The sequence below is a fragment of the Microbaculum marinisediminis genome (genome assembly GCF_025397915.1).
Classification (GTDB): Bacteria; Pseudomonadota; Alphaproteobacteria; order Rhizobiales; family Tepidamorphaceae; genus Microbaculum; species Microbaculum marinisediminis.
In genome coordinates, this window is record NZ_JALIDZ010000010.1 from 1 (window position 1) to 20,771 (window position 20,771).

Annotated in this window: 16 protein-coding genes, 2 tRNA genes, 3 pseudogenes and 1 riboswitch; of the genes and pseudogenes, 14 read left to right on the forward strand and 7 right to left on the reverse strand. The window is 63.2% G+C overall.

Translation table 11 applies throughout. The features are described from left to right. Positions 1-606 (forward strand): annotated as a pseudogene (locus tag MUB46_RS19270) (hypothetical protein); the annotation flags it as partial. A 284-nt stretch (positions 607-890) separates the two neighbouring features. On the opposite strand, the gene MUB46_RS19275 reads toward MUB46_RS19270, so the two are convergent. Continuing rightward, the gene (locus MUB46_RS19275) at positions 891-1,172 is read right to left on the reverse strand and encodes a WYL domain-containing protein (protein ID WP_261617595.1); all 282 of its coding nucleotides are present in this window, start codon (positions 1,170-1,172) and stop codon (positions 891-893) included. A gap of 478 nt (positions 1,173-1,650) precedes the next feature. Here MUB46_RS19275 and MUB46_RS19280 point away from each other — a divergent pair, with 478 nt between their 5' ends. Then, positions 1,651-2,178, forward strand: a complete 528-nt coding sequence (locus MUB46_RS19280) for a hypothetical protein (RefSeq protein ID WP_261617596.1) — start codon at positions 1,651-1,653, stop codon at positions 2,176-2,178. An 8-nt stretch (positions 2,179-2,186) separates the two neighbouring features. Here MUB46_RS19280 and MUB46_RS19285 read toward each other — a convergent pair whose 3' ends face one another. Then, a complete protein-coding gene (locus tag MUB46_RS19285) occupies positions 2,187-2,723 on the reverse strand; it encodes a nucleotidyltransferase domain-containing protein (protein WP_261617597.1) in 537 nt (178 codons plus the stop codon). A 47-nt stretch (positions 2,724-2,770) separates the two neighbouring features. On the opposite strand from MUB46_RS19285, the gene MUB46_RS19290 reads away from it, so the two are divergent. Further along, positions 2,771-3,583 (forward strand): hypothetical protein, encoded by an 813-nt coding sequence (locus tag MUB46_RS19290; RefSeq protein WP_261617598.1) that lies wholly within the window; start codon positions 2,771-2,773, stop codon positions 3,581-3,583. A 363-nt stretch (positions 3,584-3,946) separates the two neighbouring features. Here MUB46_RS19290 and MUB46_RS19295 read toward each other — a convergent pair. Further along, positions 3,947-4,022 (reverse strand) — tRNA-Asn (locus MUB46_RS19295). Between the two features lie 4 nt (positions 4,023-4,026). Here MUB46_RS19295 and MUB46_RS24300 point away from each other — a divergent pair. Further along, entirely contained in the window at positions 4,027-4,545 is a 519-nt protein-coding gene (locus tag MUB46_RS24300; RefSeq protein ID WP_315902763.1) for a hypothetical protein, read from the forward strand. A 35-nt stretch (positions 4,546-4,580) separates the two neighbouring features. On the opposite strand, the gene MUB46_RS19305 is transcribed toward MUB46_RS24300, so the two are convergent. Then, positions 4,581-4,654, reverse strand: a tRNA-Cys gene (locus tag MUB46_RS19305). Between the two features lie 371 nt (positions 4,655-5,025). After that, the gene (locus MUB46_RS19310) at positions 5,026-5,646 is read right to left on the reverse strand and encodes a YdeI/OmpD-associated family protein (protein WP_261617599.1); all 621 of its coding nucleotides are present in this window, start codon (positions 5,644-5,646) and stop codon (positions 5,026-5,028) included. A 411-nt stretch (positions 5,647-6,057) separates the two neighbouring features. Here MUB46_RS19310 and MUB46_RS19315 point away from each other — a divergent pair, with 411 nt between their 5' ends. The 8 genes and pseudogenes from MUB46_RS19315 (at position 6,058) to MUB46_RS19350 (ending at position 16,297) form a co-directional block, all read left to right on the forward strand. Next, entirely contained in the window at positions 6,058-6,729 is a 672-nt protein-coding gene (locus tag MUB46_RS19315; protein ID WP_261617600.1) for a protein-L-isoaspartate O-methyltransferase family protein, read from the forward strand. Between the two features lie 350 nt (positions 6,730-7,079). Continuing rightward, positions 7,080-7,553 (forward strand): annotated as a pseudogene (locus MUB46_RS24405) (TolC family protein); the annotation flags it as partial. A 439-nt stretch (positions 7,554-7,992) separates the two neighbouring features. Further along, a riboswitch (S-adenosyl-L-homocysteine riboswitch) is annotated at positions 7,993-8,089 on the forward strand. Continuing rightward, entirely contained in the window at positions 8,079-8,333 is a 255-nt protein-coding gene (locus MUB46_RS19325; RefSeq protein ID WP_261617602.1) for a TolC family protein, read from the forward strand. Its footprint overlaps the riboswitch before it by 11 nt. Positions 8,334-8,969: 636 nt before the next feature. Next, positions 8,970-9,218 (forward strand): annotated as a pseudogene (locus tag MUB46_RS24410) (PopZ family protein); the annotation flags it as partial. Between the two features lie 114 nt (positions 9,219-9,332). Next, positions 9,333-11,996, forward strand: a complete 2,664-nt coding sequence (locus tag MUB46_RS19335) for a valine--tRNA ligase (RefSeq protein ID WP_261617604.1) — start codon at positions 9,333-9,335, stop codon at positions 11,994-11,996. 98 nt (positions 11,997-12,094) lie between these two features. Next, complete coding sequence (locus MUB46_RS19340) at positions 12,095-12,850, forward strand: methyltransferase family protein (protein ID WP_261617605.1); 756 nt, start codon at positions 12,095-12,097, stop codon at positions 12,848-12,850. 313 nt (positions 12,851-13,163) lie between these two features. Continuing rightward, positions 13,164-14,999, forward strand: a complete 1,836-nt coding sequence (gene ilvD / locus MUB46_RS19345; RefSeq protein WP_261617606.1) for a dihydroxy-acid dehydratase — start codon at positions 13,164-13,166, stop codon at positions 14,997-14,999. 491 nt (positions 15,000-15,490) lie between these two features. Next, positions 15,491-16,297, forward strand: a complete 807-nt coding sequence (locus tag MUB46_RS19350) for a tetratricopeptide repeat protein (protein WP_261617607.1) — start codon at positions 15,491-15,493, stop codon at positions 16,295-16,297. A 74-nt stretch (positions 16,298-16,371) separates the two neighbouring features. On the opposite strand, the gene xth is transcribed toward MUB46_RS19350, so the two are convergent. Next, positions 16,372-17,154: an exodeoxyribonuclease III gene (gene xth / locus MUB46_RS19355; protein ID WP_261617608.1), complete on the reverse strand. Its 783-nt coding sequence runs from the start codon at positions 17,152-17,154 to the stop codon at positions 16,372-16,374. A gap of 125 nt (positions 17,155-17,279) precedes the next feature. Beyond that, positions 17,280-17,621 carry an iron-sulfur cluster insertion protein ErpA gene (gene erpA, locus MUB46_RS19360; RefSeq protein WP_261617609.1) on the reverse strand — a complete coding sequence of 114 codons (342 nt, stop codon included), beginning with the start codon at positions 17,619-17,621 and terminating at the stop codon, positions 17,280-17,282. 51 nt (positions 17,622-17,672) lie between these two features. Between erpA and MUB46_RS19365 the strand changes: the two genes are divergently transcribed. Together MUB46_RS19365 and argS are read left to right on the forward strand one after the other, a co-directional pair. Further along, positions 17,673-18,899 carry a deoxyguanosinetriphosphate triphosphohydrolase gene (locus MUB46_RS19365; RefSeq protein WP_261617610.1) on the forward strand — a complete coding sequence of 409 codons (1,227 nt, stop codon included), beginning with the start codon at positions 17,673-17,675 and terminating at the stop codon, positions 18,897-18,899. Between the two features lie 52 nt (positions 18,900-18,951). After that, positions 18,952-20,709 (forward strand): arginine--tRNA ligase, encoded by a 1,758-nt coding sequence (gene argS / locus MUB46_RS19370; RefSeq protein ID WP_261617611.1) that lies wholly within the window; start codon positions 18,952-18,954, stop codon positions 20,707-20,709. The last annotated feature ends 62 nt before the right edge of the window (positions 20,710-20,771 follow it).

A 20,771-nucleotide genomic window follows, 5' to 3' on the forward strand; every position in this document is an offset into this window, starting at 1 on the left:
CTGGACACCTTCGATAACTGGTTCGGGGCTCTTGCGGATGATGCCGTCGTGGCCGGTGATCGCAAGGTTGTGGCGAAGGTGATGCCCGAAGCGCGTGGCCTGTGGCGACGCATGAAAAAGACGGAAGTCATCGAGGATGCGTTGACCCATGCCGAGGACGTGGCGGGCGGACCGACGCACCTGATGACCAGCGTCAAGGCCCGGCTGCGGAACGTGAAGAAACGGAAGGACTTCACGCGGCTGTACAGCGCCAAGGAGCGCAAGGCGATCGATGCGGTTATCCGTGCCGATGGCCTTGAACAGGCTGCTAGCACAATCTCGACGCTAACGGGCATTCTCGGCGGCGGAGGGCTCGGCGCATCGATCGGCGGTGCATTGCTCGGCGGGCCAGTTGGCATGGCAGCAGGCGGGACGGCTGGTCTCGCCGCGTCCGGCGCAACGCGTCATGCATTGGGTAAGCGATCGCTCGCAAAGGCCCGTGAGGCTCAACACCTGATAGCAACCGGAAGGCCGCTGTTGCGCCCCTCAGACCCCGCCGCAGGGATGGCGGCAAGGGGCGTCCTTGGCGGCATGTTCATGCCGGGCCTGGAGGACGAGGATTATTGACCGGATGCCGTGTCCTGAAACCTCGCGCCGGAGCGAGGTTCTCCGGCTCGATGTTCCTGGGAAACTTCCCGGCGCCGGGAAGTTCTGCCCCGGAAAGTACGCGCCGGCACGTACTTGTTGAAGCAAAAGAGAAATCCGAGACTGGTGCCGCAGATTGCTGCACCAGTCTTAACGGCTTCAATCGACGCAAAATGGGGGGGCTGTGATGATCACAGGCCATTGGTCAGATTGTTCGCTTCATTCCTACCCGGCGCGCTGGCCGATGCCCTGCGACTGCGGCGGATTCAAAGACGGGCCAACACGACCTGTAGCGTTGAATCATCGGGGTTATAGTCTGGCCGTGCGCGTTCGAAATTATCGCCAGTTGTGGCAAGCCCGCTTAGCTTGGAAACGTGAAAATCGCGCCAGCCTTGGCCTGTTCCTGTCAACTGCCATGCGCTCAGCGTCAAATCGCCGTCGCTGTCATAGCCAAGCAAATGCGGTTCAGCGGTCCTGATTTTCTGGCTGTAGGTAAACCTAACGATGGCTTTCGCTCGTATGGCTTCGATGATCGCATCTTTACACATGGGGGCCTCCAGAGAGGACGAAGCAAACCACACGATTGGCCAGAACGGAAATTTTTGAGCGCACCGTTTCCGACTTGCTCACCACGTGGGCCGATCTGTTCGGCGAAGACCTGTCTATTTGGGGCGGACTGGCCGAGATAAAGAGCGACATAGACCCTCGCTGCCAGTACCCGACTGGTCGAATGTATTGGAGAGGGTCGAACTGACCAAGGATCAGCGCGACGCGCATATCCGGCGGTATGCGGAACTGATTGAGGCGCGGGATCTTCAATCGCGCCACTCTGTCGCGATTGAAAGTAAGCGCGAAGATGGGCGCGGGCACCGCCAGAAGGGCGTTGCGAGCAAGGTCGCCGAAGAAACCGGACTGAGTGTCCGAACCGTACAGCGCGTTCTCAATCCCGCACCGCCCAAGCACACTGTATAGTTAGACAATGCAATTCATGTTATCGATTAGAGAAATATTCAATCGGAGGGCGATATGGCTGAGCCTGGAAACGCGGTAATCACGATCACGGTCAAAGGGGCTATCGGTCTTATTGCCAGCGCCGCTTTCATTTTGAGTGGGGCTGCTTGGGGGCTTTGGACTTTGACAATGGGTAGTCTGCAGTCTGATGTTGCTGAAATTCGTGCTGCTGTTACCAAAACGCAAGACGGGGTTGTTGGGGCACGGGACTATACGCGTGAATCAGACGCCGCCCTCCGAACTGAATTCTCCAATCTTACGGCTGAGCTCCGAGTTACCAACTCTCGGCTTTCCGATCTGACTGTTTCTGTATCGCGCTTGGACAGCAGCATTCAAGATGTCGACCACAAGCTATCCGCGTCGGTTCTAAGGCAACAAGATTTCGAGCGTTGGGTCGTGACCAGACTGGGGCCGATTGGCATTGCCCCGACACAGCTTATGACCCCTGAAGGGTGGGGGAAGCAGCAATCAGAAATCATTATGAAGCTTCAAGAGGAAGATGATCCTCTGATGGGCTGGTATAACGCGACGCTTAAACCCTAAGAGAACGTTCAAATTGGCTTTTTCGGTCGTCGCGGCCAAATCTGGACCTGTAGGGGGCTTTCTTTCTCGACGCTTAACCCCCAGCCAAACGGGTGGAAATCGAACCCCCAACGCTTTGCCGCGACGGTGTGCCTATTTTGGAAGGCCATCCCTTGGCGGATGTATTCGCCGTCCTCGTAAATCCATTCTAGTTCGTAGCCGACATCGATATCGAGAGGCGACCAATCTGACTTATGTCGCCTTCTGCCGGTTGCGCGGGATCCAATGATCCACGCCTTCAGTATTTCCTGATCCATCTCCAAGAGCTTCAGAAGCGCCAACCATTCTTCGTCTGTTAGAAAAAGCCCTTCTGCCGCGCGGTTGGCAGGCGGTAGTCTTGCAGCTCTTTTCTGGTCTTCTTGCGGCACTCGTTGTTCCGCTTGCAATCCGCCTTGCATGAGCGCACGATAGGCGCACCGGCCAGGTGCTTCCAACACCCGGCCGGCACTTGACATCAACCGCCGTGAGGGGCGTTCGATGACCGACAACACTTCTATCAAAAACACGACAAGGCGCGAGTCCTTCCCGGCTGCAACCTGGAAAGGGGCTCGATATGTCCACGACAATCACCCGCCGCGCCGCCGTCACGGGCCTGGCAGCCGCTCCGGCCGCCGCGCTTGCGGGTAGCCTGCCAGCCATCGCGGAGAGCAACCCCGATGCGGAGTTGTTCGCCGCCATAGAGCGGTGGCGTGCACTCAGGAACAAAGCCAATCAGCATTACGAGGCCGAATGCGCGCTGCACAGGCAAATCCGGGAGGGGGAACCCGATCCGTCCAAGGTGCCACCGGCTTTGCGGTGGCGGGACGGGGACGAAGCCCTTTGCGATCAGTACGGCTTAGAGGGCATGGGGGATACTGTTCGCGCTCGCGGCTATTTCGCCAACAGTGAAATCAAACATTTTCGCTCACGGTCATTCGGGACAGGAATGTTTGAGGGGTTATTCCCCCCGGACCATCCCGAAACGCCTATGCAGCCGAATGGCACAATCGCATCGGCGGCGGTGTACCCGCACGGCACCAGCACGCCGAGCGTTAGCTATATCCGCCACGTCCAGACCGTCGACACCGAAAGCCGCGACCGCGCGAACGAGTTGATTAAAGCTGCCGATGGCTGGACGCCCGCCCCTCACCCGCTTGCCGAACGGTATGCCGCAATGGCAGCGGAAGGGGACGCGATATCGATGCGCCTGGAGGAAATGGCGAAAGCCATTGTCGCGATGCCCGCGAAAACCATACCGGGCCTGTCAGCCAAGGCCCGCTTCGCTATCGCGGACGAGGTGACAGAGGATGAATTCCTGTTCAACGACCTTGCCGAAAGCATCCTGGGGCAACTCGCCGACATGACGGAAGTGAGTCCAATCGGCTGACCGATTCGCATCTGACCCTGCCCATATCTTCGGGCAGGGTCTTTTTTTGTCACGGTGATAGAATGCTGCCCGATGCCAGAAAGGGGGCCGGCATGATCAGAACGATATGCGGGGTACTCGTCGCTATAGGTGCCGTTGTGCTCGGAGGCGGCTACATGTTCGCGGCGCCGGAGTGGTTCATGTCCGCCGCCTCGACGTGGCTACTTGTCGCCATAGGGGCGCTTGTGGGCGTGATGGTGTACGAAAATTATCTAAGGCGCCAAGGCATCGGATTGCCGGATTGATTGTGGCCCGATTTGTGGCCCAACGCCTCCAGGAAAAGCAAAAGGGCCTAGCAATTTCTCGCTAATCCCTTGAAATGGTTGGCTCCCCGGGCCGGACTCGAACCAGCGACCCAGCGGTTAACAGCCGCTTGCTCTACCAACTGAGCTACCGGGGAACAGGTGCCGCTCAACGCGTCACGGGAGGGGCTATATCAAACCTTCGCGCGAATGCAAAGGTCATCGAGGCTTAGATGTGGGCAAAAATCGGATACTCAATGGGATCGGAACCGGCGTGATGGTCCGGAACCGTACTGGAAACTGACATCGGCAATGACATTGGACACGCCAGACCAGGATAATTCGCGATCGGACGCCGCTGCGAACGGCAGGCGCGTGACCATCATGGGACGGAAGTACCGCGTTCCGGATTCGCCGCGCATCCGTCTCGGCACCGGCCTGGCGCTCATCGCGGGGGGCATCCTCGGATTCCTTCCGGTCCTGGGATTTTGGATGATTCCGCTCGGACTCGTGATTCTGTCGGTGGACATGCCGGCCGTCCGGCGGTTGCGCCGGCGTATGGAGGTCTATTTCGGCCGCAAGGCCAACGGGCTGCGCGGGAATGGCAACGGACGCGGCAAGACCGGGCGCAGCAAGAAGGAGCGCGGCGTAAACGGGAACGCGAAGACCCGGCGCGGGTGAAAACGCGCGGCAATGTGCAGATTGTCAGGGGAAGCTGGAGGCCACGCCCGGAATCGAACCGGGGTATACGGATTTGCAGTCCGCTGCGTCACCACTCCGCCACGTGGCCAGCCGGGTCAGATACATATTTTGGTCCAAAGCCTTACGCAAGGTGTTTCCGCGTGTCATCGAGAACATTCTGAATCGACGTCCGCGACCGTTCTGAAAGCGGTTCCTCATCCGTTCGCGCACTGATGCCTCATCCTTCAAGAGGTGGCCGTCCCGCAGAGTCGAACGGATGGTGCCCGAAGACCGTCATGAGATCGGCGGTCATGAGACCGGACGGCAAGCGGGCGCGCACGGAATCGGTCAGCGGGTCACTTGTAACAGCGAGAAGGTCGACGCCACATCGCTTGCGCGGTCCTTCGGCGACGGCCGAGCCGTGAAGCTGGGCCGCTGAAAGGGACGTCCCGAGCCGGAGCTGCAGAAGCGCCAAAGCGTTCATCGCTCCGTAGCGCCTTTTCCTGCGATGATCCTGTCTCGAAATTTCTCGATGCGGCTCGCTCTGGTTTCCGATTTTTTCGCGGAATTGAGGTTGATGACATAGCTTTTCTGACGGCCGCGCGTGAGCGCGTGGAAGGCTTCGGCGAGTTCGGGGTCCGCATCGAGCGCATCCACAAGCTCGTCCGGCAGTTCAAGCGCGCTCTCGTCCTTCGGAGGCTTCGTTCCGGCCTCGGCGTAGCCCTTCGCCTCATCCAGATAGGCTCGGATGATAGTTTCCAGGCCCTCGGGCCCATCGTTGGAAGTGAAGCGGATCGTGCCCGGATGCTGTGTATTGGGTCCAGCCTTTTCCAAGACCCCTTCCGGATCCTTCATCAGCGCCTCGTTGAAGAAGCTCAGGCGAAAGTTATCTTGGAAAGCGCCGATGATCGCGATGTTCCGATCAGCGTGCATGTAGCATGGATGGCCCCACTTCACGGTTTCTGTCAGATCGGAGGAAAGGCAAATGTCACGCAGCTTGGCGAGGCCGGGCTCCCATCGTTTTGTCGAGCAATCCTCTGTGCCGAAGCGCGCACAGCGCCCGCAGCCTTTTGCGAAGTAGTCCTCGATTTCGGTGATCATGCGCGGCTCTTCGAGACAGATGGCATTGCGAACAGGTAAAGCCCGCTCACCAACAAAAAAGCGAGCGGTGCAAGCGGCAGATAGTAAATCCATTCGGGGTGTTCAGGCCACAAGTTGGCGGTAAATGCCATAACTACGAATACGGTGAATACGACGGGTACCCAGCGACGGAATTGTCTGACGAGAGAAGAAACTTCATTGTGTGCATCGCACGGGTTCGAAAGATACTTGCAGGTTAGCAGGGGACGCGGTCCATCCACCCTTGGCAACGCTACGGCAGCGGCCGGCAACGCCGTCTGCGTTCCGATGGCGGCGGCGCGACGGCCGGCTTGCCTTTCGGACCGGTTTATGTAGCGTGCGGCCTCCTCGATCGACACGCCGGAGGCGGAGCCTCCACCGAAGGAATATGGCATGACGGATTTCTCACTCGCACGGCGCAATATGGTGGAATCCCAGATCAGGACCAATGGCGTCACCGACCGCCGCCTGATCGCCGCCTTGCTGGAGGTGCCGCGCGAGCGGTTCGTCCCGGCCACGATGCGGCAGCTTGCCTATATCGACGAAGACCTGCCGCTCAAGGAAGGGGCGTCCGCAGAGGACCGCCGTTGGCTCATGGAGCCGATGCCCTTCGCCAGGCTGGCCCAACTGGCCGAGATCGGGCCCAACGATCTCGTTCTCGATATCGGCTGCGCGTCCGGATATTCCACCGCGGTGCTGGCTCGCCTCGCCGAATCGGTCGTCGGCCTCGAGGCCGATGCGGACCTGGCCTCGCGCGCCGAAAGCCGGCTGGTGGACGAGGGCGTCGGAAACGCGGCGATTGTCACCGGTGACATGACTGCCGGCTACGAGAGCCAGGGGCCTTACGACGTGATCTTCATCGAAGGCGCCGTGGAGCAGGTTCCCTCGGCCCTGTTCGCCCAGCTGCGCGAAGGCGGCCGCCTCGTCGCCGCGGTCGCCGATGGGCCCGTCGGCAAGGCGACGCTGTTCCGCTCCGTTGGCGGCGACGTCAGCCAATGGGTCGCGTTCGACGTGAACGTGCATCCGCTGCCGGGATTCGAGAAGACACCGGAATTCGTCTTCTGATCGCCGCAAGGCGTCGGTGATTCGCGGAAACCGTGGGGTCTGGCACGGCTTTGCCGCATTTGGTGTGGCTCTAATGCGGCACCACGCCGCAAATAGCCGTCCGAGGATCAAATAAACTTCTCGATCCGGAAACGACTCGTTAATGTCTGCCCGAGCCGTCGCAAGAGCGGATCATTCTAGAAAACGGGACTGCGCCGCACGTGCTAGGCATGGGAAAGATCGAATCCGTCCGGAAAAGCCGTAACGGAACGGGGCGGCTCACCGCTGCGTTCGCCGCTCTTTTGTGCCTGAGTGCCGCGGCACCATCGGCAAGAGCGGAAACGCTGATATCGGCGCTGTCTGCCGCCTATATGAGCAATCCCGACCTCAATTCCGCCCGAGCGGGACTGCGCGCGACGGACGAACTGGTCCCGCAGGCGCTGTCGGCCTGGCGACCGCAGATATTCGGCGCCGGATCGGTGCAGCAGTCCACGACCAACGTTCCGATTCTCGGGACCTCGAATCTCACCACCAGCGCCGTCGGCGTGTCGGTCAGCCAGTATCTGTTTCGCGGCTTCCAGACGGTAAACAACACGAAGGCGGCCGAGGCCACGGTTCAGGCCGGCCGCGCGACCCTGGACAATACCGAGCAGAACACTCTGTTCGGCGCTGCTCAGGCGTACATGAACGTGCTGACGTCTCAGGCGATCGTCGAACTCAATCGCCAGAACATCGAAGTTCTGGCCGAGCAGCTCCGCGCCACCCGCGACCGCTTCCAGGTCGGCGAGGTGACCAACACCGACGTCGCCCAGGCCGAAGCGGCGCTCAGCGGCGCTTACACGCAGTTGAACTCCGCGGAAGCCAATCTGCTGTCGGCCAAGGCGGTCTACCGGCAGATCATCGGACGGGAAGCCGCGAACCTGGCCCCTGCCACGCCGGCGGCGAACGTTCCCTCGACCCTGGACGAGGCTCTTCGCCAGGCGCATGCGACACACCCGGCCATCGTCGCGTCGGTCTATGCCGAAGAGGCGGCCGCCTATCAGGTCAAGTCCGCCGAGGGCGCGCTGCTGCCGACCGTCAGCCTTCAGGCCTCGGCCGACTACGTGAACAATCCCTCGGGAATCATCGACCGGTCGTCGTCGGCGAGCATAACGGCCCAGCTCACGATCCCGATTTATCAGGGCGGCCTCGAGTACTCTCAGGTGCGTGAAGCCAAGGAGAACCGCGCGCAGGCCACGTTGCAGATCGACTCGGCCCGCCAGCAGGTTCGCGCCGCCGTGGTGTCGGCCTGGGGCGCGCTGCAGGCGGCGACCGCCTCGATTTCCTCCGCTCAGGCTCAGGTCAACGCTGCGCAGATCGCCCTCAACGGCGTGCGCGAGGAAGCCAAGGTTGGCCAGCGCACGACGCTCGATGTCCTCGATGCCGAGCAGACCCTTCTCGATGCGCGCGTATCGCTGGTGACCGCGGAAAGCGACCGGGTGGTGGCATCCTACGCGCTGGTATCGGCGATCGGGCGTTTGACCGCCCAGGCACTGGCGTTGGCCGTCGATACCTACCAGCCGACCGTCCACTACGAGCAGGTCCGTGACAAGTGGTTCGGACTTCGCACGCCGAGTGGGCAGTAAGGCGGGCGAGCTCCGCCATTTCCCGGCATTTTTTACCGCAGCTTATCTAAAAGCATTGCCGCGAATCATGCGGTGGATGATGCTTGGCTGCAGGTTTGCAGCGAATGGTCGGCATGCAATAGTCGACATGGGTGTTTGATCTACTGAATAGGGCTGATTGCCCCGTTGCGTTGCGGCGGAGTGAGGGGGACTATGAACAAGCCAAATCCGGCTCCGGAGCCGACGATGGAGGAGATTTTGGCTTCCATTCGACGGATCATTTCTGACGGCGACGACGGCGGAATGGCTGCGGATGCGCCCGTTCCCCAGGCGGGACCGGCGCCGCACGCCCTGGTTGAGGACGCAGTGGAAGACTCCGAAATGGAGGCCGACGCGGACATTTTCGACCTGACCGATGACATGGTTGCCGAAGACCGGGCCGAAGAGCCGGAAGACCCGCCGGCGGCCTCGGAGGAAATGTCGGCTGACGATATCGACAGGCTGATGGCGTCTGAGGAAGAAATGGACGCCGATGACATCGACAAGCTGATGGCGTCCGAGTCCGTCGCCGATTTCGAAGTGCCCGAGCAACCGGAGAATATCGATATCGCCTTCAGCGAACCGGAGCCGAAGCCGGTGAAACCTGAGCCGGCCGTAGCCGCGGCGCCGCGAGCACCGAAAGACGAAGCGCCCGCGCTTCTTTCGCCGAAGTCCGATGCCGCAGTGGCCTCCGCGTTCGGTCAGCTTGCCGATACGATCCTGAGCCGCGACCCCCGCACGCTCGAAGACCTTGTTGGCGACATGTTGCGGCCGATGCTCAAGGATTGGCTCGACGACAACCTGCCTGCGCTCGTCGAGAAATTGGTCCGCGAGGAGATCGAACGGGTGTCGCGCGGTCGCCGGTAGGAGCGCCGATCACGGCCCCGGTCGGGCGGAATTGACCGGGCTCGGTTGACTTGCCCCGGGCAGTCGGGTTTATCCCTCGCCGGTTTCCCAACAAGCCCGCGACGGATCGTTTCAATGCTCGACAAGACGTTCACGCCTTCCGAGGTCGAATCCCGGATCTACGAATCCTGGGAGGCCGCGGGCGTATTCCGCGCCGGACGTTCCGAGCGGATTCAGGCCAAGCCGTACACGATCGTCATCCCGCCGCCGAACGTCACCGGCAGCCTGCACATGGGCCACGCGCTCAACAACACGCTGCAGGACGTCCTGATTCGGTTCGAGCGCATGCGCGGCCGCGACGCCCTGTGGCAGCCCGGCATGGATCACGCCGGCATCGCCACGCAGATGGTCGTCGAGCGTCAGCTCGAGCAAAGCGGCGTCCATCGCCGCGACCTCGGCCGCGAGGAGTTCGTGCGCCGCATCTGGTCCTGGAAGGAACAGTCGGGCGGCATGATCATCAACCAGCTCAAGCGGCTGGGGGCATCCTGCGACTGGAGCCGCGAGCGCTTCACGATGGACGAGGGGCTTTCGGACGCTGTCCTGAAGGTGTTCGTCGAACTCCACCGTGCTGGCCTGATCTACAAGGACAAGCGGCTGGTCAACTGGGACCCGAAGTTCCTTACGGCCATCTCCGACCTCGAGGTCCAGCCGGTCGAGACCAAGGGCCATCTCTGGCATCTGCGCTATCCGGTCAAGGACGGGGGAGGGCGCTATGTCGTCGTTGCCACGACGCGTCCGGAAACGATGCTCGGCGACACCGCGGTCGCGGTCCATCCCGATGACGAGCGCTACAAGGACCTGATCGGCAAGCATGTCGTCCTGCCGCTTGTCGGCCGCGAGATCCCGATCGTCGCCGACGAGCACGCCGACCCGGAGACCGGCTCAGGCGCCGTGAAGATCACGCCGGCCCACGATTTCAACGACTTCGAAGTCGGCAAGCGGCACGACCTGCCGATGATCAACGTTCTCGATGCCCATGCCCGCATCAACGAGAACGCGCCCGACAAGTACATCGGCATGGACCGGTACGAGGCGCGCAAGCTGATCGTCGAGGATCTGGAGGCGCTCGAGCTCGTCGACAAGATCGAGGATCACGTCCACATGGTTCCCTACGGCGACCGCTCGAACGTCGTCATCGAGCCGTGGCTGACCGATCAGTGGTATGTCGACGCCGCGACGCTCGCCAAGCCCGCCATCGAGGCCGTCGAGCGCGGCGAAACCGTCTTCGTCCCGCGCAACTGGGAAAAGACCTATTTCGAGTGGATGCGCAACATCCAGCCCTGGTGCATCTCGCGCCAGTTGTGGTGGGGCCACCAGATTCCCGCCTGGTATGCGCCCGACGGCGAGGTCTTCGTCGCCGAGAGCGAGGAGGCCGCGCTGGCCCAGGCTCGCGAGAAATACGGCGAGGACGTTACGCTCGAGCGTGATCCCGATGTGCTCGACACGTGGTTTTCGTCCGCCCTGTGGCCGTTCTCGACGCTCGGCTGGCCGAACGAGACGCCGGAACTGCAGCGCTACTACAAGACCGACGTGCTGGTCACCGGTTTCGACATCATCTTCTTCTGGGTCGCCAGGATGATGATGATGGGCCTGCACTTCATGAAGGAAGTGCCGTTCCACACCGTCTACATCCACGCCCTGGTCCGCGACGCGAAGGGCCAGAAGATGTCGAAGTCGAAGGGCAACGTCATCGATCCGCTCGACCTCGTCTCCAAGTACGGTGCCGACGCGCTGCGCTTCACCCTGTCGGCGATGGCCGCCCAGGGCCGCGACATCAAGCTGTCGGAACAGCGGGTCGAGGGCTATCGCAATTTCGCGACCAAGCTCTGGAATGCCGCCCGCTTCTGCGAGATGAACGGCTGCGTCGGCGTCGAGGATTTCGATCCGGCCGGCGTCAAGGAGACGCTCAATCGCTGGATCGTCGGCGAGACCGAGGCCGCCGCCCGGGCGATCACCGAAGGGATCGAAGCCTACAAGTTCAACGAAGGCGCCGGCGCCGCCTACCGCTTCGTCTGGAACGTCTTCTGCGACTGGTACCTGGAGCTGGCCAAGCCCGTGTTGTCGGGCGAGGACGGGCCGGCGAAGGATGAGACGCGGGCGACGACGGCCTGGGTGCTCGACCAGATCCTGAAGCTCCTGCATCCCTTCATGCCCTACGTCACCGAGGAACTGTGGACGCACCTCGGCGAACAGGGCCCCGCGCGAACAGAGGTCGTGGCGCTTTCGGCCTGGCCGAACCTGTCCGGCCTCGTCGACGCCAATGCCAAGGCCGATGTCGACTGGCTGATCGATCTCGTGACCGCGGTCCGCTCGGTGCGTTCGGAAATGAACGTTCCCGCCGGCGCCCGGTTGCCGCTCGTCCTGGTTGGCTCCAGCGCCGAGGTGTCGAAGCGCGCGGCGCGGTACGACGAACCGCTGAAGCGGCTCGCCCGGCTCGAAGCGGTGTCGCTCGCCGACATCGCGCCGGCCGGCTCCGTCCAGACGGTCGTGGGCGAGTCGACGGTCGCGCTGCCGATCGCCGATGTCGTCGACCTCGGTGCTGAGCGCGAGCGTCTGCAGCGGGAAGTGAAGAAGCTCAGCGACGAGATCGGCAAGATCGACGCCAAGCTCGCCAACGCGAACTTCGTGTCCCGCGCGCCGGAGCACGTCGTCGAGGAGCAGCGCGAACGCCGCGCCGAAGCCGAAGACGCACGCGCCAAACTGACGCAGGCCCTGGAGCGCCTCGCGGGCGCCGCATAGGACCCGTCGCCATCGCATCGCCGTATTCGCGGCAGAATGAGGCGTGCCGGCGATCGTCGGCATCGCTTTGCACGCGAAGACGGATAGACGCGGGTCCGATGCTCAAGAACGAACTTGTCCGCCAGGGCAACTGGCTGTTCCGCTGGCGGTCTTATCTGCCATTGGTCATTGTCCCGGTCGCCGTGATCGCGTTCATGCAGTCCGACTGGGTCAACCGGGTTCTCGGCGACACGGTCGAGGACGTCTGGGATTACGCCTGCTTCGCGATTGCGTTTTCCGGCCTGGTCGTGCGTGGACTGATCGTCGGGTTCGTGCCTCGCGGAACGTCGGGGCGCACCAGCGAGCAGAAGGCCGAGGCGTTGAACACGACCGGCATGTACTCGCAGATGCGCCACCCGCTCTATTTTGCCAATTTCCTGGTGTTCCTCGGCTTCATGCTCGTGTTCAAGAGCGTGGTGTTCGTCCTGTTCGGGACGGTCGCCTATTTCCTCTACTACGAGCGCATCATGCTCGCCGAAGAGGCCTTCCTGGAGGACAAGTACGGCGACCGGTATCGCCGCTGGGCGGAGAAGACGCCGGTTTTCCTGCCGCGCTTGTCCGGCTGGGTGCGCCCCGCGCTTCCATTCTCGTTCAAGACGGTCCTGCGGCGCGAGTATCCGGGCTTCTACCTGATCACGATCTTCTTCTTCGTCGTCGAATGGCTGGAAGCGTTCGTCCTCGACAAGGAGAGCTTCGTTGCCTGGATCGCCGAGGAGCCGGCTTGGCTGGCGTTCCTGGTCGTCGGCACGTTCACCTATGTCGGCCTGCGCGTCGCCCGCAAACACACCAGCTGGCTGGCCGTGGCCGGACGCTAGCGCGCCCGACCGCCGCACACCTGGCGGTCCCCCCTTCATTCAATTTAATCGCGATCGGCTGCCCCCCAAGTGCAGGAAGATGGACGCGGCCGAGCCCGGTCAGGCGAGGGCGCTCTGTGCCCGCGCTCGCTGATCGAATGGCCGCCATGCGACCGGTTTGTGTGGACAAAGCCGGGCGCTTCCCCGATTGTTGCCCGCGATCTTCGGGCGGAAGACGTGAAAAATCGCGCTGGCCCGGTCGCGGATCCTGGAGTGTTTGGCTTTGGCGCCGGATGCTCCATCTAATGATCAGAAACGGACTTAGGAAACGACAATGCCCGCCTATCGCTCCCGCACCACGACGCACGGACGCAACATGGCCGGCGCGCGCGGCCTCTGGCGCGCCACCGGCATGAAGGAAACCGACTTTGGCAAGCCGATCATCGCCGTCGTCAACTCCTTCACCCAGTTCGTGCCGGGCCATGTGCACCTGAAGGATCTCGGCCAGCTTGTGGCCCGCGAGATCGAGGGCGCCGGGGGCGTCGCCAAGGAATTCAACACCATTGCCGTCGACGACGGCATCGCGATGGGCCACGACGGCATGCTCTATTCGCTGCCCTCGCGCGAGCTCATCGCCGATGCGGTCGAGTATATGGTCAACGCGCACTGCGCCGACGCCATGGTCTGCATCTCCAACTGCGACAAGATCACACCCGGAATGCTGATGGCCGCGCTCAGGCTGAACATTCCGGCCGTGTTCGTGTCCGGTGGTCCGATGGAGGCCGGCAAGGTCGTCCTGTCCGGCAAGACCCAGGCGCTCGATCTGGTCGACGCGATGGTTGCCGCCGCCGACGACACCATGAGCGACGAGGACGTGCAGGCCATCGAGCGATCGGCGTGCCCCACGTGCGGTTCGTGCTCGGGCATGTTCACCGCCAATTCGATGAACTGCCTGACCGAAGCGCTCGGCCTGGCCCTCCCCGGCAATGGCTCGGTGCTCGCCACCCATGCCGACCGCAGGCGCCTGTTCGTCGAGGCCGGCCATCTGATCGTCGATCTCGCCCGGCGCTACTACGAGCAGAATGACGAGAGCGTCCTTCCGCGCAACGTCGCGAATTTCGGTGCGTTCGAGAACGCCATGACGCTGGATATCGCCATGGGCGGGTCCACCAACACGGTGCTGCATCTGCTGGCCGCCGCGCACGAGGCCGAGCTCGATTTCACCCTGGAAGATATCGACCGGCTGTCGCGCCGGGTGCCGGTCCTGTGCAAGGTCGCCCCCTCCAAGAGCGACGTCCATATGGAGGACGTCCATCGTGCCGGCGGCATCATGGCGATCCTCGGCGAACTCGACCGTGCGGGGCTGATCAACCGGGAGCTGCCCCTGGTGCATTCTCCGAGCCTCGGCGAAGCGCTCAAGCAATGGGACGTGGCGCAAACGACGAGCCAGACCGTTCGCGACTTCTATCGCTCCGCGCCTGGCGGCGTGGCGACCACGGAAGCGTTCAGCCAGAACCGGCATTGGGACGAACTCGATCTGGACCGGGCGGAGGGTGTCATTCGCGATGCCGATCATCCGTTCTCGAAGGACGGTGGCCTGGCCGTGCTGAAGGGTAACCTCGCCGTCGACGGCTGCATCGTGAAGACGGCCGGCGTCGACGAGAGCATCCTCAAGTTCTCCGGACCCGCGCGTGTTTTCGAGAGCCAGGACGCCGCGATCAACGCCATCCTGACCAATAAGATCAAGGAAGGCGACGTCGTGGTCATCCGCTACGAGGGACCGCGTGGCGGCCCCGGCATGCAGGAAATGCTGTATCCGACGAGCTATCTGAAGTCGAAGGGACTGGGCAAGGCCTGCGCGCTCGTCACCGACGGGCGCTTCTCGGGCGCGACCTCCGGCCTCTCGCTCGGCCACGTCTCGCCCGAAGCCGCCAACGGCGGCACCATCGGCCTCGTGCACGAGGCCGACATCATCGAGATCGATATTCCGAACCGGACCATCAATCTCGCCGTCGCCGACGACGAGCTTGCCCGCCGCCGCGAGGCGCAGGAAGCCGAAGGCTGGAAGCCGGCGCAGCCCCGCCAGCGGCGGGTCACGACCGCGCTCAGGGCCTACGCCGCCTTCGCGACGAGCGCGGACAAGGGCGCGGTCCGGTTCGTTCCGGACTAAGGCCTGCGTCGTCTAAAGGAGTACGCTGGACAACGTCGCGCCGGTCACCATCGGTACGACGTTTCCGATAATGGGGGGGCGCCGCGTTGGCGTCCCTTTTTGCGTCTTGGTTGTTGCGGCGCCACACCCTCTCCGAGTTTTGTTGCAGTTGCGCAACACGACGTGAGGGAAATGCAACCTGTTAACCGCAATCGGATCTCCGCCGCTATTGCGCCACAAACGCCGACGATTGAGGTAAGGCCTTGTGGTCAAGGTCGTTTCGCGCGGCGTCGCGCCGCAGGCGGTTTTCGCTACCGGGGCGAGAGCGGTCGAAGCACCCGACACGGGGCCTTGCGTTGGTTTCGGACGCCATGGCACTGAGCGGACCGCAAGGGAATTGAGATTGCCGGAAGAGGCCCGGAAGAGGGCCATGGAGCGAGTGCCCTAAGGGTGCGGTCTTCGCGCGATAGCCGCAGCGAGGCGCCTGGACGGGTCGGTAGAAGTGGCAGGCTATGTGGACTGTTAAGCTCGTAGCAGCAGGAGTTGTCACCGCCGCGGTGTTCGCCGCCGCTCCGGCGCGCGCGCTGGATCCTTCGCTGCCGCTTGCCCCCGATGCCTCGCCGGTCGACGCCTTCCGGATGGGCGCCGAGCTCTACAGTTCCGGCGACCGCACGTCCGCCTTCAACGCCTTTGAATTCGCCGCCTCCAAGGGCCATGCGATCGCCCAGTGGAAGCTCGGCAAGATGTACGCCGAGGGCGATGGTGTGCAGGAAGACGATTACAAGGCGTTCCAGATGTTCTCGGCGATCGCCGACGAACACGCCGACGACAATCCCTATACGCCGTCGGCACGTGTCGTCGCCGACGCCTTCGTCAACCTCGCCAACTACTACAAGACGGGCATCGCCAACACCGGCGTAAAGCCGGATGTCAGCCGCGCCGTTGACCTTTTCACCCATGCGGCCACCTATTTCGGCGACGCCGACGCCCAGTACAACCTGGCCAGGATCTATCTCGACGGTGAAGGCGGTGTCGGGTCGGATTCGGTTCGCGCCGTACGCTGGCTGAGCCTGGCGGCCCGCAAGAACCATGTCGCCGCGCAGGCGACTCTCGGCGAGGTGCTAATCTACGGCAACGGCGTTCGTCCGCTGCCGGAGAAGGGCTATATGTGGATTGTGGTTGCTCGTGAGAACGCGACGCCGAAGAACCGCGACTGGGTTCTCGCGGTCGACCATCGGGTCAGCGCGGTTCTGACCGACGAACAGAAGGCCGTCGGCTCCGCGCTCGCCCAGTCCTGGATCGATAAGTCCAGGAACTGACTTTCCCACTCAGTATCTGATCAGGACGGCCGGACCACCGCAGGAGCGGGGGCTGCCCTTAGCCGCCTGTGGCGTCAGTCCGCGAGCTCGACCCAGACGGGCACGTGATCGGACGGCTTTTCCCAGGCCCTGACATCCTTGTCGATCCCGACGCCCACAAGCCGGTCGGTCGCCTGCGCCGACAGCAGCAGATGATCGATGCGGATGCCGTTGTTCTTCTGCCAGGCGCCGCCCTGATAATCCCAGAACGTGTAGATATCCTCGCCCGGATAGCCGGTGCGCACCGCGTCGGTCAGGCCGAGGGCTTCGAGTTCGCGGAGCCTTGCGCGGCTTTCCGGCTGAAAAAGGGCGTCATTCTCCCATTTTTCCGGATGCTTCGCGTCCATCGGCGTCGGGATCACGTTGTAGTCGCCGGCGAGCACCAGTGGCTCCTCCAGCGCCAGGAGTTTTCTGGCGTGCGCGATCAGCCGGTCCATCCAGGCGAGCTTGTAGGGGAATTTGTCCGAGTCCACCGGATTGCCGTTCGGCAGATAGATCGAAGCGACGCGGACGACGCCGGTATCGGTGGAGACGGCCGCCTCGACGTAGCGGGCCTGCGTGTCGTCCTTGTCGCCCGGCAGGCCGACGGTCACGTCCTCTAGCGGGCGCTTGGACAGGATCGCGACGCCGTTGAAGCCCTTCTGGCCGTGGATCGCCAGGTTGTAGCCGGAGCCCTCCAGCGCGTCGGCGGGAAAGGCGGCTTCCTCGGATTTCAGTTCCTGCAGGCACACCACGTCGGGACTGGCCTGGTCGAGCCAGGTTCTCAGGTTCTCGATCCGGGCCCGGACGCCGTTGATGTTCCAGGTGGCGATCTTCATGCGCTTCCCCACTTGCCGGTCACGTCTCCACGCGTCAGGCAGGGCCCCACGCGTTAGTCACCGATATGCATACGCGCCGGACGTCCCGGGCGAAACCGCCTGCGAAATCCGTCCACCGTGTGTTTTTAGATGGAGAAGGAGGTACCACAGCCGCAGGCGGCCGTGGCCTGCGGGTTTCTGACCTGGAAGGAGGCGCCGATCAGATCGTCGACGAAATCGATCTCGGACCCCGACATGTACATCAGCGACACCGAATCGATGAACACCTGTACACCGTTCTTCTCGATGACCATGTCATCGTCGCCGCGATCGGTTTCGAGCTCGAATCCGTACTGGAAGCCGGAACAGCCGCCGCCGGAAACGCTGACGCGCAGGGCGGATTTCTCCGGATCCTTGGCGAGGATCTGGGCGATCCGGCGCGCGGCGCGGTCTGTTACGATTACGGTATTGTCTTGCGTGTCCAGCATGTATCGCTCTCCAGACGGACCCCGGAGGGGCTCCGCGTGTGGTCTTAAGGTATGAAGCAGCCGACGACTGTCAATCCACCCACCGAATTGCTGGCACCTTACGCCTGCGATCCGGCGCACAGCCGCGGACGGCTGCACGCCGAGCCGGCGAGCCCGACGCGCACCGAATTCCAGCGTGACCGCGACCGCATCATCCATTCGACGGCGTTTCGCCGGCTCCAGTACAAGACCCAGGTCTTCATCTACCACGAGGGCGATCACTACCGGACCCGCCTGACCCACACGCTCGAGGTCTCGCAGCTCGCGCGTGCGCTGGCCCGCAGCCTGCGCGTCGACGAGGATCTCGCCGAGGCCGTCGCGCTCGCCCACGACCTGGGCCATCCGCCGTTCGGCCACGCCGGCGAGCGGGCGCTCGATCGGGTGATGGCGCCCTTCGGCGGGTTCGACCACAACGCCCAGAGCCTGCGCGCGGTGACGCAACTGGAGCGCCGCTATGCCGAATTCGATGGCCTGAACCTCAGCTGGGAAGCCGTCGAGGGGATCGTCAAGCACAACGGCCCGCTGATCGATGCCGGTGGCAACGCGATCGGTGCCTACGCCAAATCCGGCGTGCCCGAGCCGATCCTCGACTACAACACGGAGCAGGAGCTCGGCCTCCACCTCCATGCCGGCATCGAGGCGCAGGCGGCCGCGCTCGCCGACGATATCGCCTACAACAGCCATGACACCGACGACGGCCTGCGCGCCGGCCTGTTCGAGATCGCGGAGCTGGAGGAGGCGGTGCCGTTCCTCCGGCAGATCGTCGCCGAGGTGCGCGAGCGATATCCCGGCCTGGAGCGCAACCGGCTGATCCACGAGACCACGCGGCGCGTGATCACCCGGCTCGTCGAGGACGCGTTGACGGAATCGACGCGCCGCGTCGCGTCGCTCGCTCCGCGCTCGCCCGCGGATGTGCGCGCCGCCGGCCACCAGCTCGTCGCCTTTTCCGAGGACATGACGGCCGCTCTACGGGACCTGCGCGCCTTCCTGTTCGCGCGGATGTATCGCCACAGTCGCGTGAAGCGGGTGATGGACGAGGCGGAGCAGGCGGTCGAGCGGATATTCGCCGAGCTTCTCGCCCGTCCCGACCGCCTGCCGGCGGAGTGGGCGCATGCCTGCGAGGCGACCGATCGGACGCATCGTGCCCGCATTGTCGCCGACTATATCGCCGGCATGACCGACCGTTTCGCGATGATCGAGCACCGGCGCCTGTTTGACGAGACGCCGGAATTGCGCTAGGCGGCGCGCGCCGTTCGGAAAACCGACGGACAATCTGGGAAAGCTCTGAAGTATGGATGTATTCGGCGATTTCACGGGCCGGGTCGTCGGCGCCGTCGAGGCCCTGTCGGCCGAAGGCATATTGCCGGCCGGGATCGACACCTCGCGAGTGGTGGTCGAGCCGCCGCGTGATCCAAGCCACGGCGACCTGGCGACGAACGCCGCGATGGTCCTGGCCAGGGATGCCAAGGCGAAGCCGCGCGATATCGCCGAGAGGCTCGCCGAACGCCTGCGCGCGTCGGGAGACGTCGTCTCCGTCGATATCGCCGGACCGGGCTTCGTCAACCTGACGCTGAGCGACGATTATTGGCGCGCGGGGCTCGATGCGCTCGTCCGGGCAGGCGGCGACTACGGTCGCAGCGGCATTGGCAAGGGCGAGCCGGTCAATGTCGAGTTCGTCTCCGCCAATCCGACTGGCCCGATGCATGTCGGCCATTGCCGTGGCGCCGTCTTCGGCGATGCCCTCGCCGGACTGCTGCAGTTCGCCGGCTTCGACGTCACTCGCGAATACTACATCAACGACGCCGGCTCGCAGATTGATACGCTCGCCCGCTCCGCCTTCCTGCGCTATCGCGAGGCGCTGGGAGAGGACGTCGGCGCGATCCCCGAGGGGCTCTATCCCGGCGACTATCTGGTTCCGGTCGGCAAGGCCCTGTCCGACAAGTACGGCAAGGGACTACTGGAGAAACCGGAAGCGGAATGGCTGCCGCTCGTCCGTGATTTCGCCATCGACGCGATGATGGTGATGATCCGCGACGATCTCGCCGCGCTCGGCATTGTCCATGACGTTTTCTATTCCGAGCGTTCTCTGTCGAAGCCGGTCGACAAGATCGCCGCGACGATCGACGACCTGCGCGGCCGCGGGCTCGTCTATCAGGGACGACTGCCGCCGCCGAAGGGCCAGTTGCCGGACGATTGGGAGGATCGGGAGCAGACCCTGTTCCGGTCCACCGATTTCGGCGACGACGTCGATCGCGCCCTGATGAAATCGGACGGCAGCTACACCTATTTTGCGTCGGACATCGCGTATCACCGTGACAAGTACGAGCGCGGCTTCCTCACCATGATCAACGTGCTCGGCGCCGATCATGGTGGCTACGTCAAGCGCCTGCAGGCCGCGGTCAAGGCGGTCAGCGACAACAAAGCGTCGCTCGACGTGAAGCTCTGCCAGCTTGTGAAGCTGTTCCGGGGCGGCCAGCCGGTGAAGATGTCGAAGCGGGCGGGCGAGTTCGTCACTCTGCGTGATGTGGTCGACGAGGTCGGTCGAGACGTCGTTCGCTTCATCATGCTGACTCGAAAAAACGACGCGCCGCTCGATTTCGATTTCGAGAAGGTGCAGGAGCAGTCGAAGGACAACCCGGTCTTCTACGTGCAGTACGCGCACGCCCGGGCGCATTCGGTGTTCCGCAACGCCGCCGAGGTCTATCCCGATATCGCGTTTCCGATGGAAACCCCTGGTCCAGAGGGGCTTTCGGCGCTCGCCGATCCGTTCGAACTCGCGCTGATCAAGACGCTCGCGACCTTCCCGCGCGTCGTCGAAACGGCGGCGCTCGCCCATGAGCCGCACCGCATCGCGTTCTACCTGTACGACCTGGCCAGCGCGTTTCATGGTTTATGGAATCGAGGCAAGGACTTGCCACAATTACGCTTTATTAACGCAGAAGACAGAGCTTCAACCATGGCTCGACTGACACTGGTGCAAGCCGTCGCGTTGGTGATTTCGTCCGGATTGGGCATGCTCGGCGTCGAGCCGCTCGAAGAAATGCGTTGAAACACGCTGCCCGTCCGACAACGATGATTGACCGACCCCTTCGCGACAACAATGCGAGATAG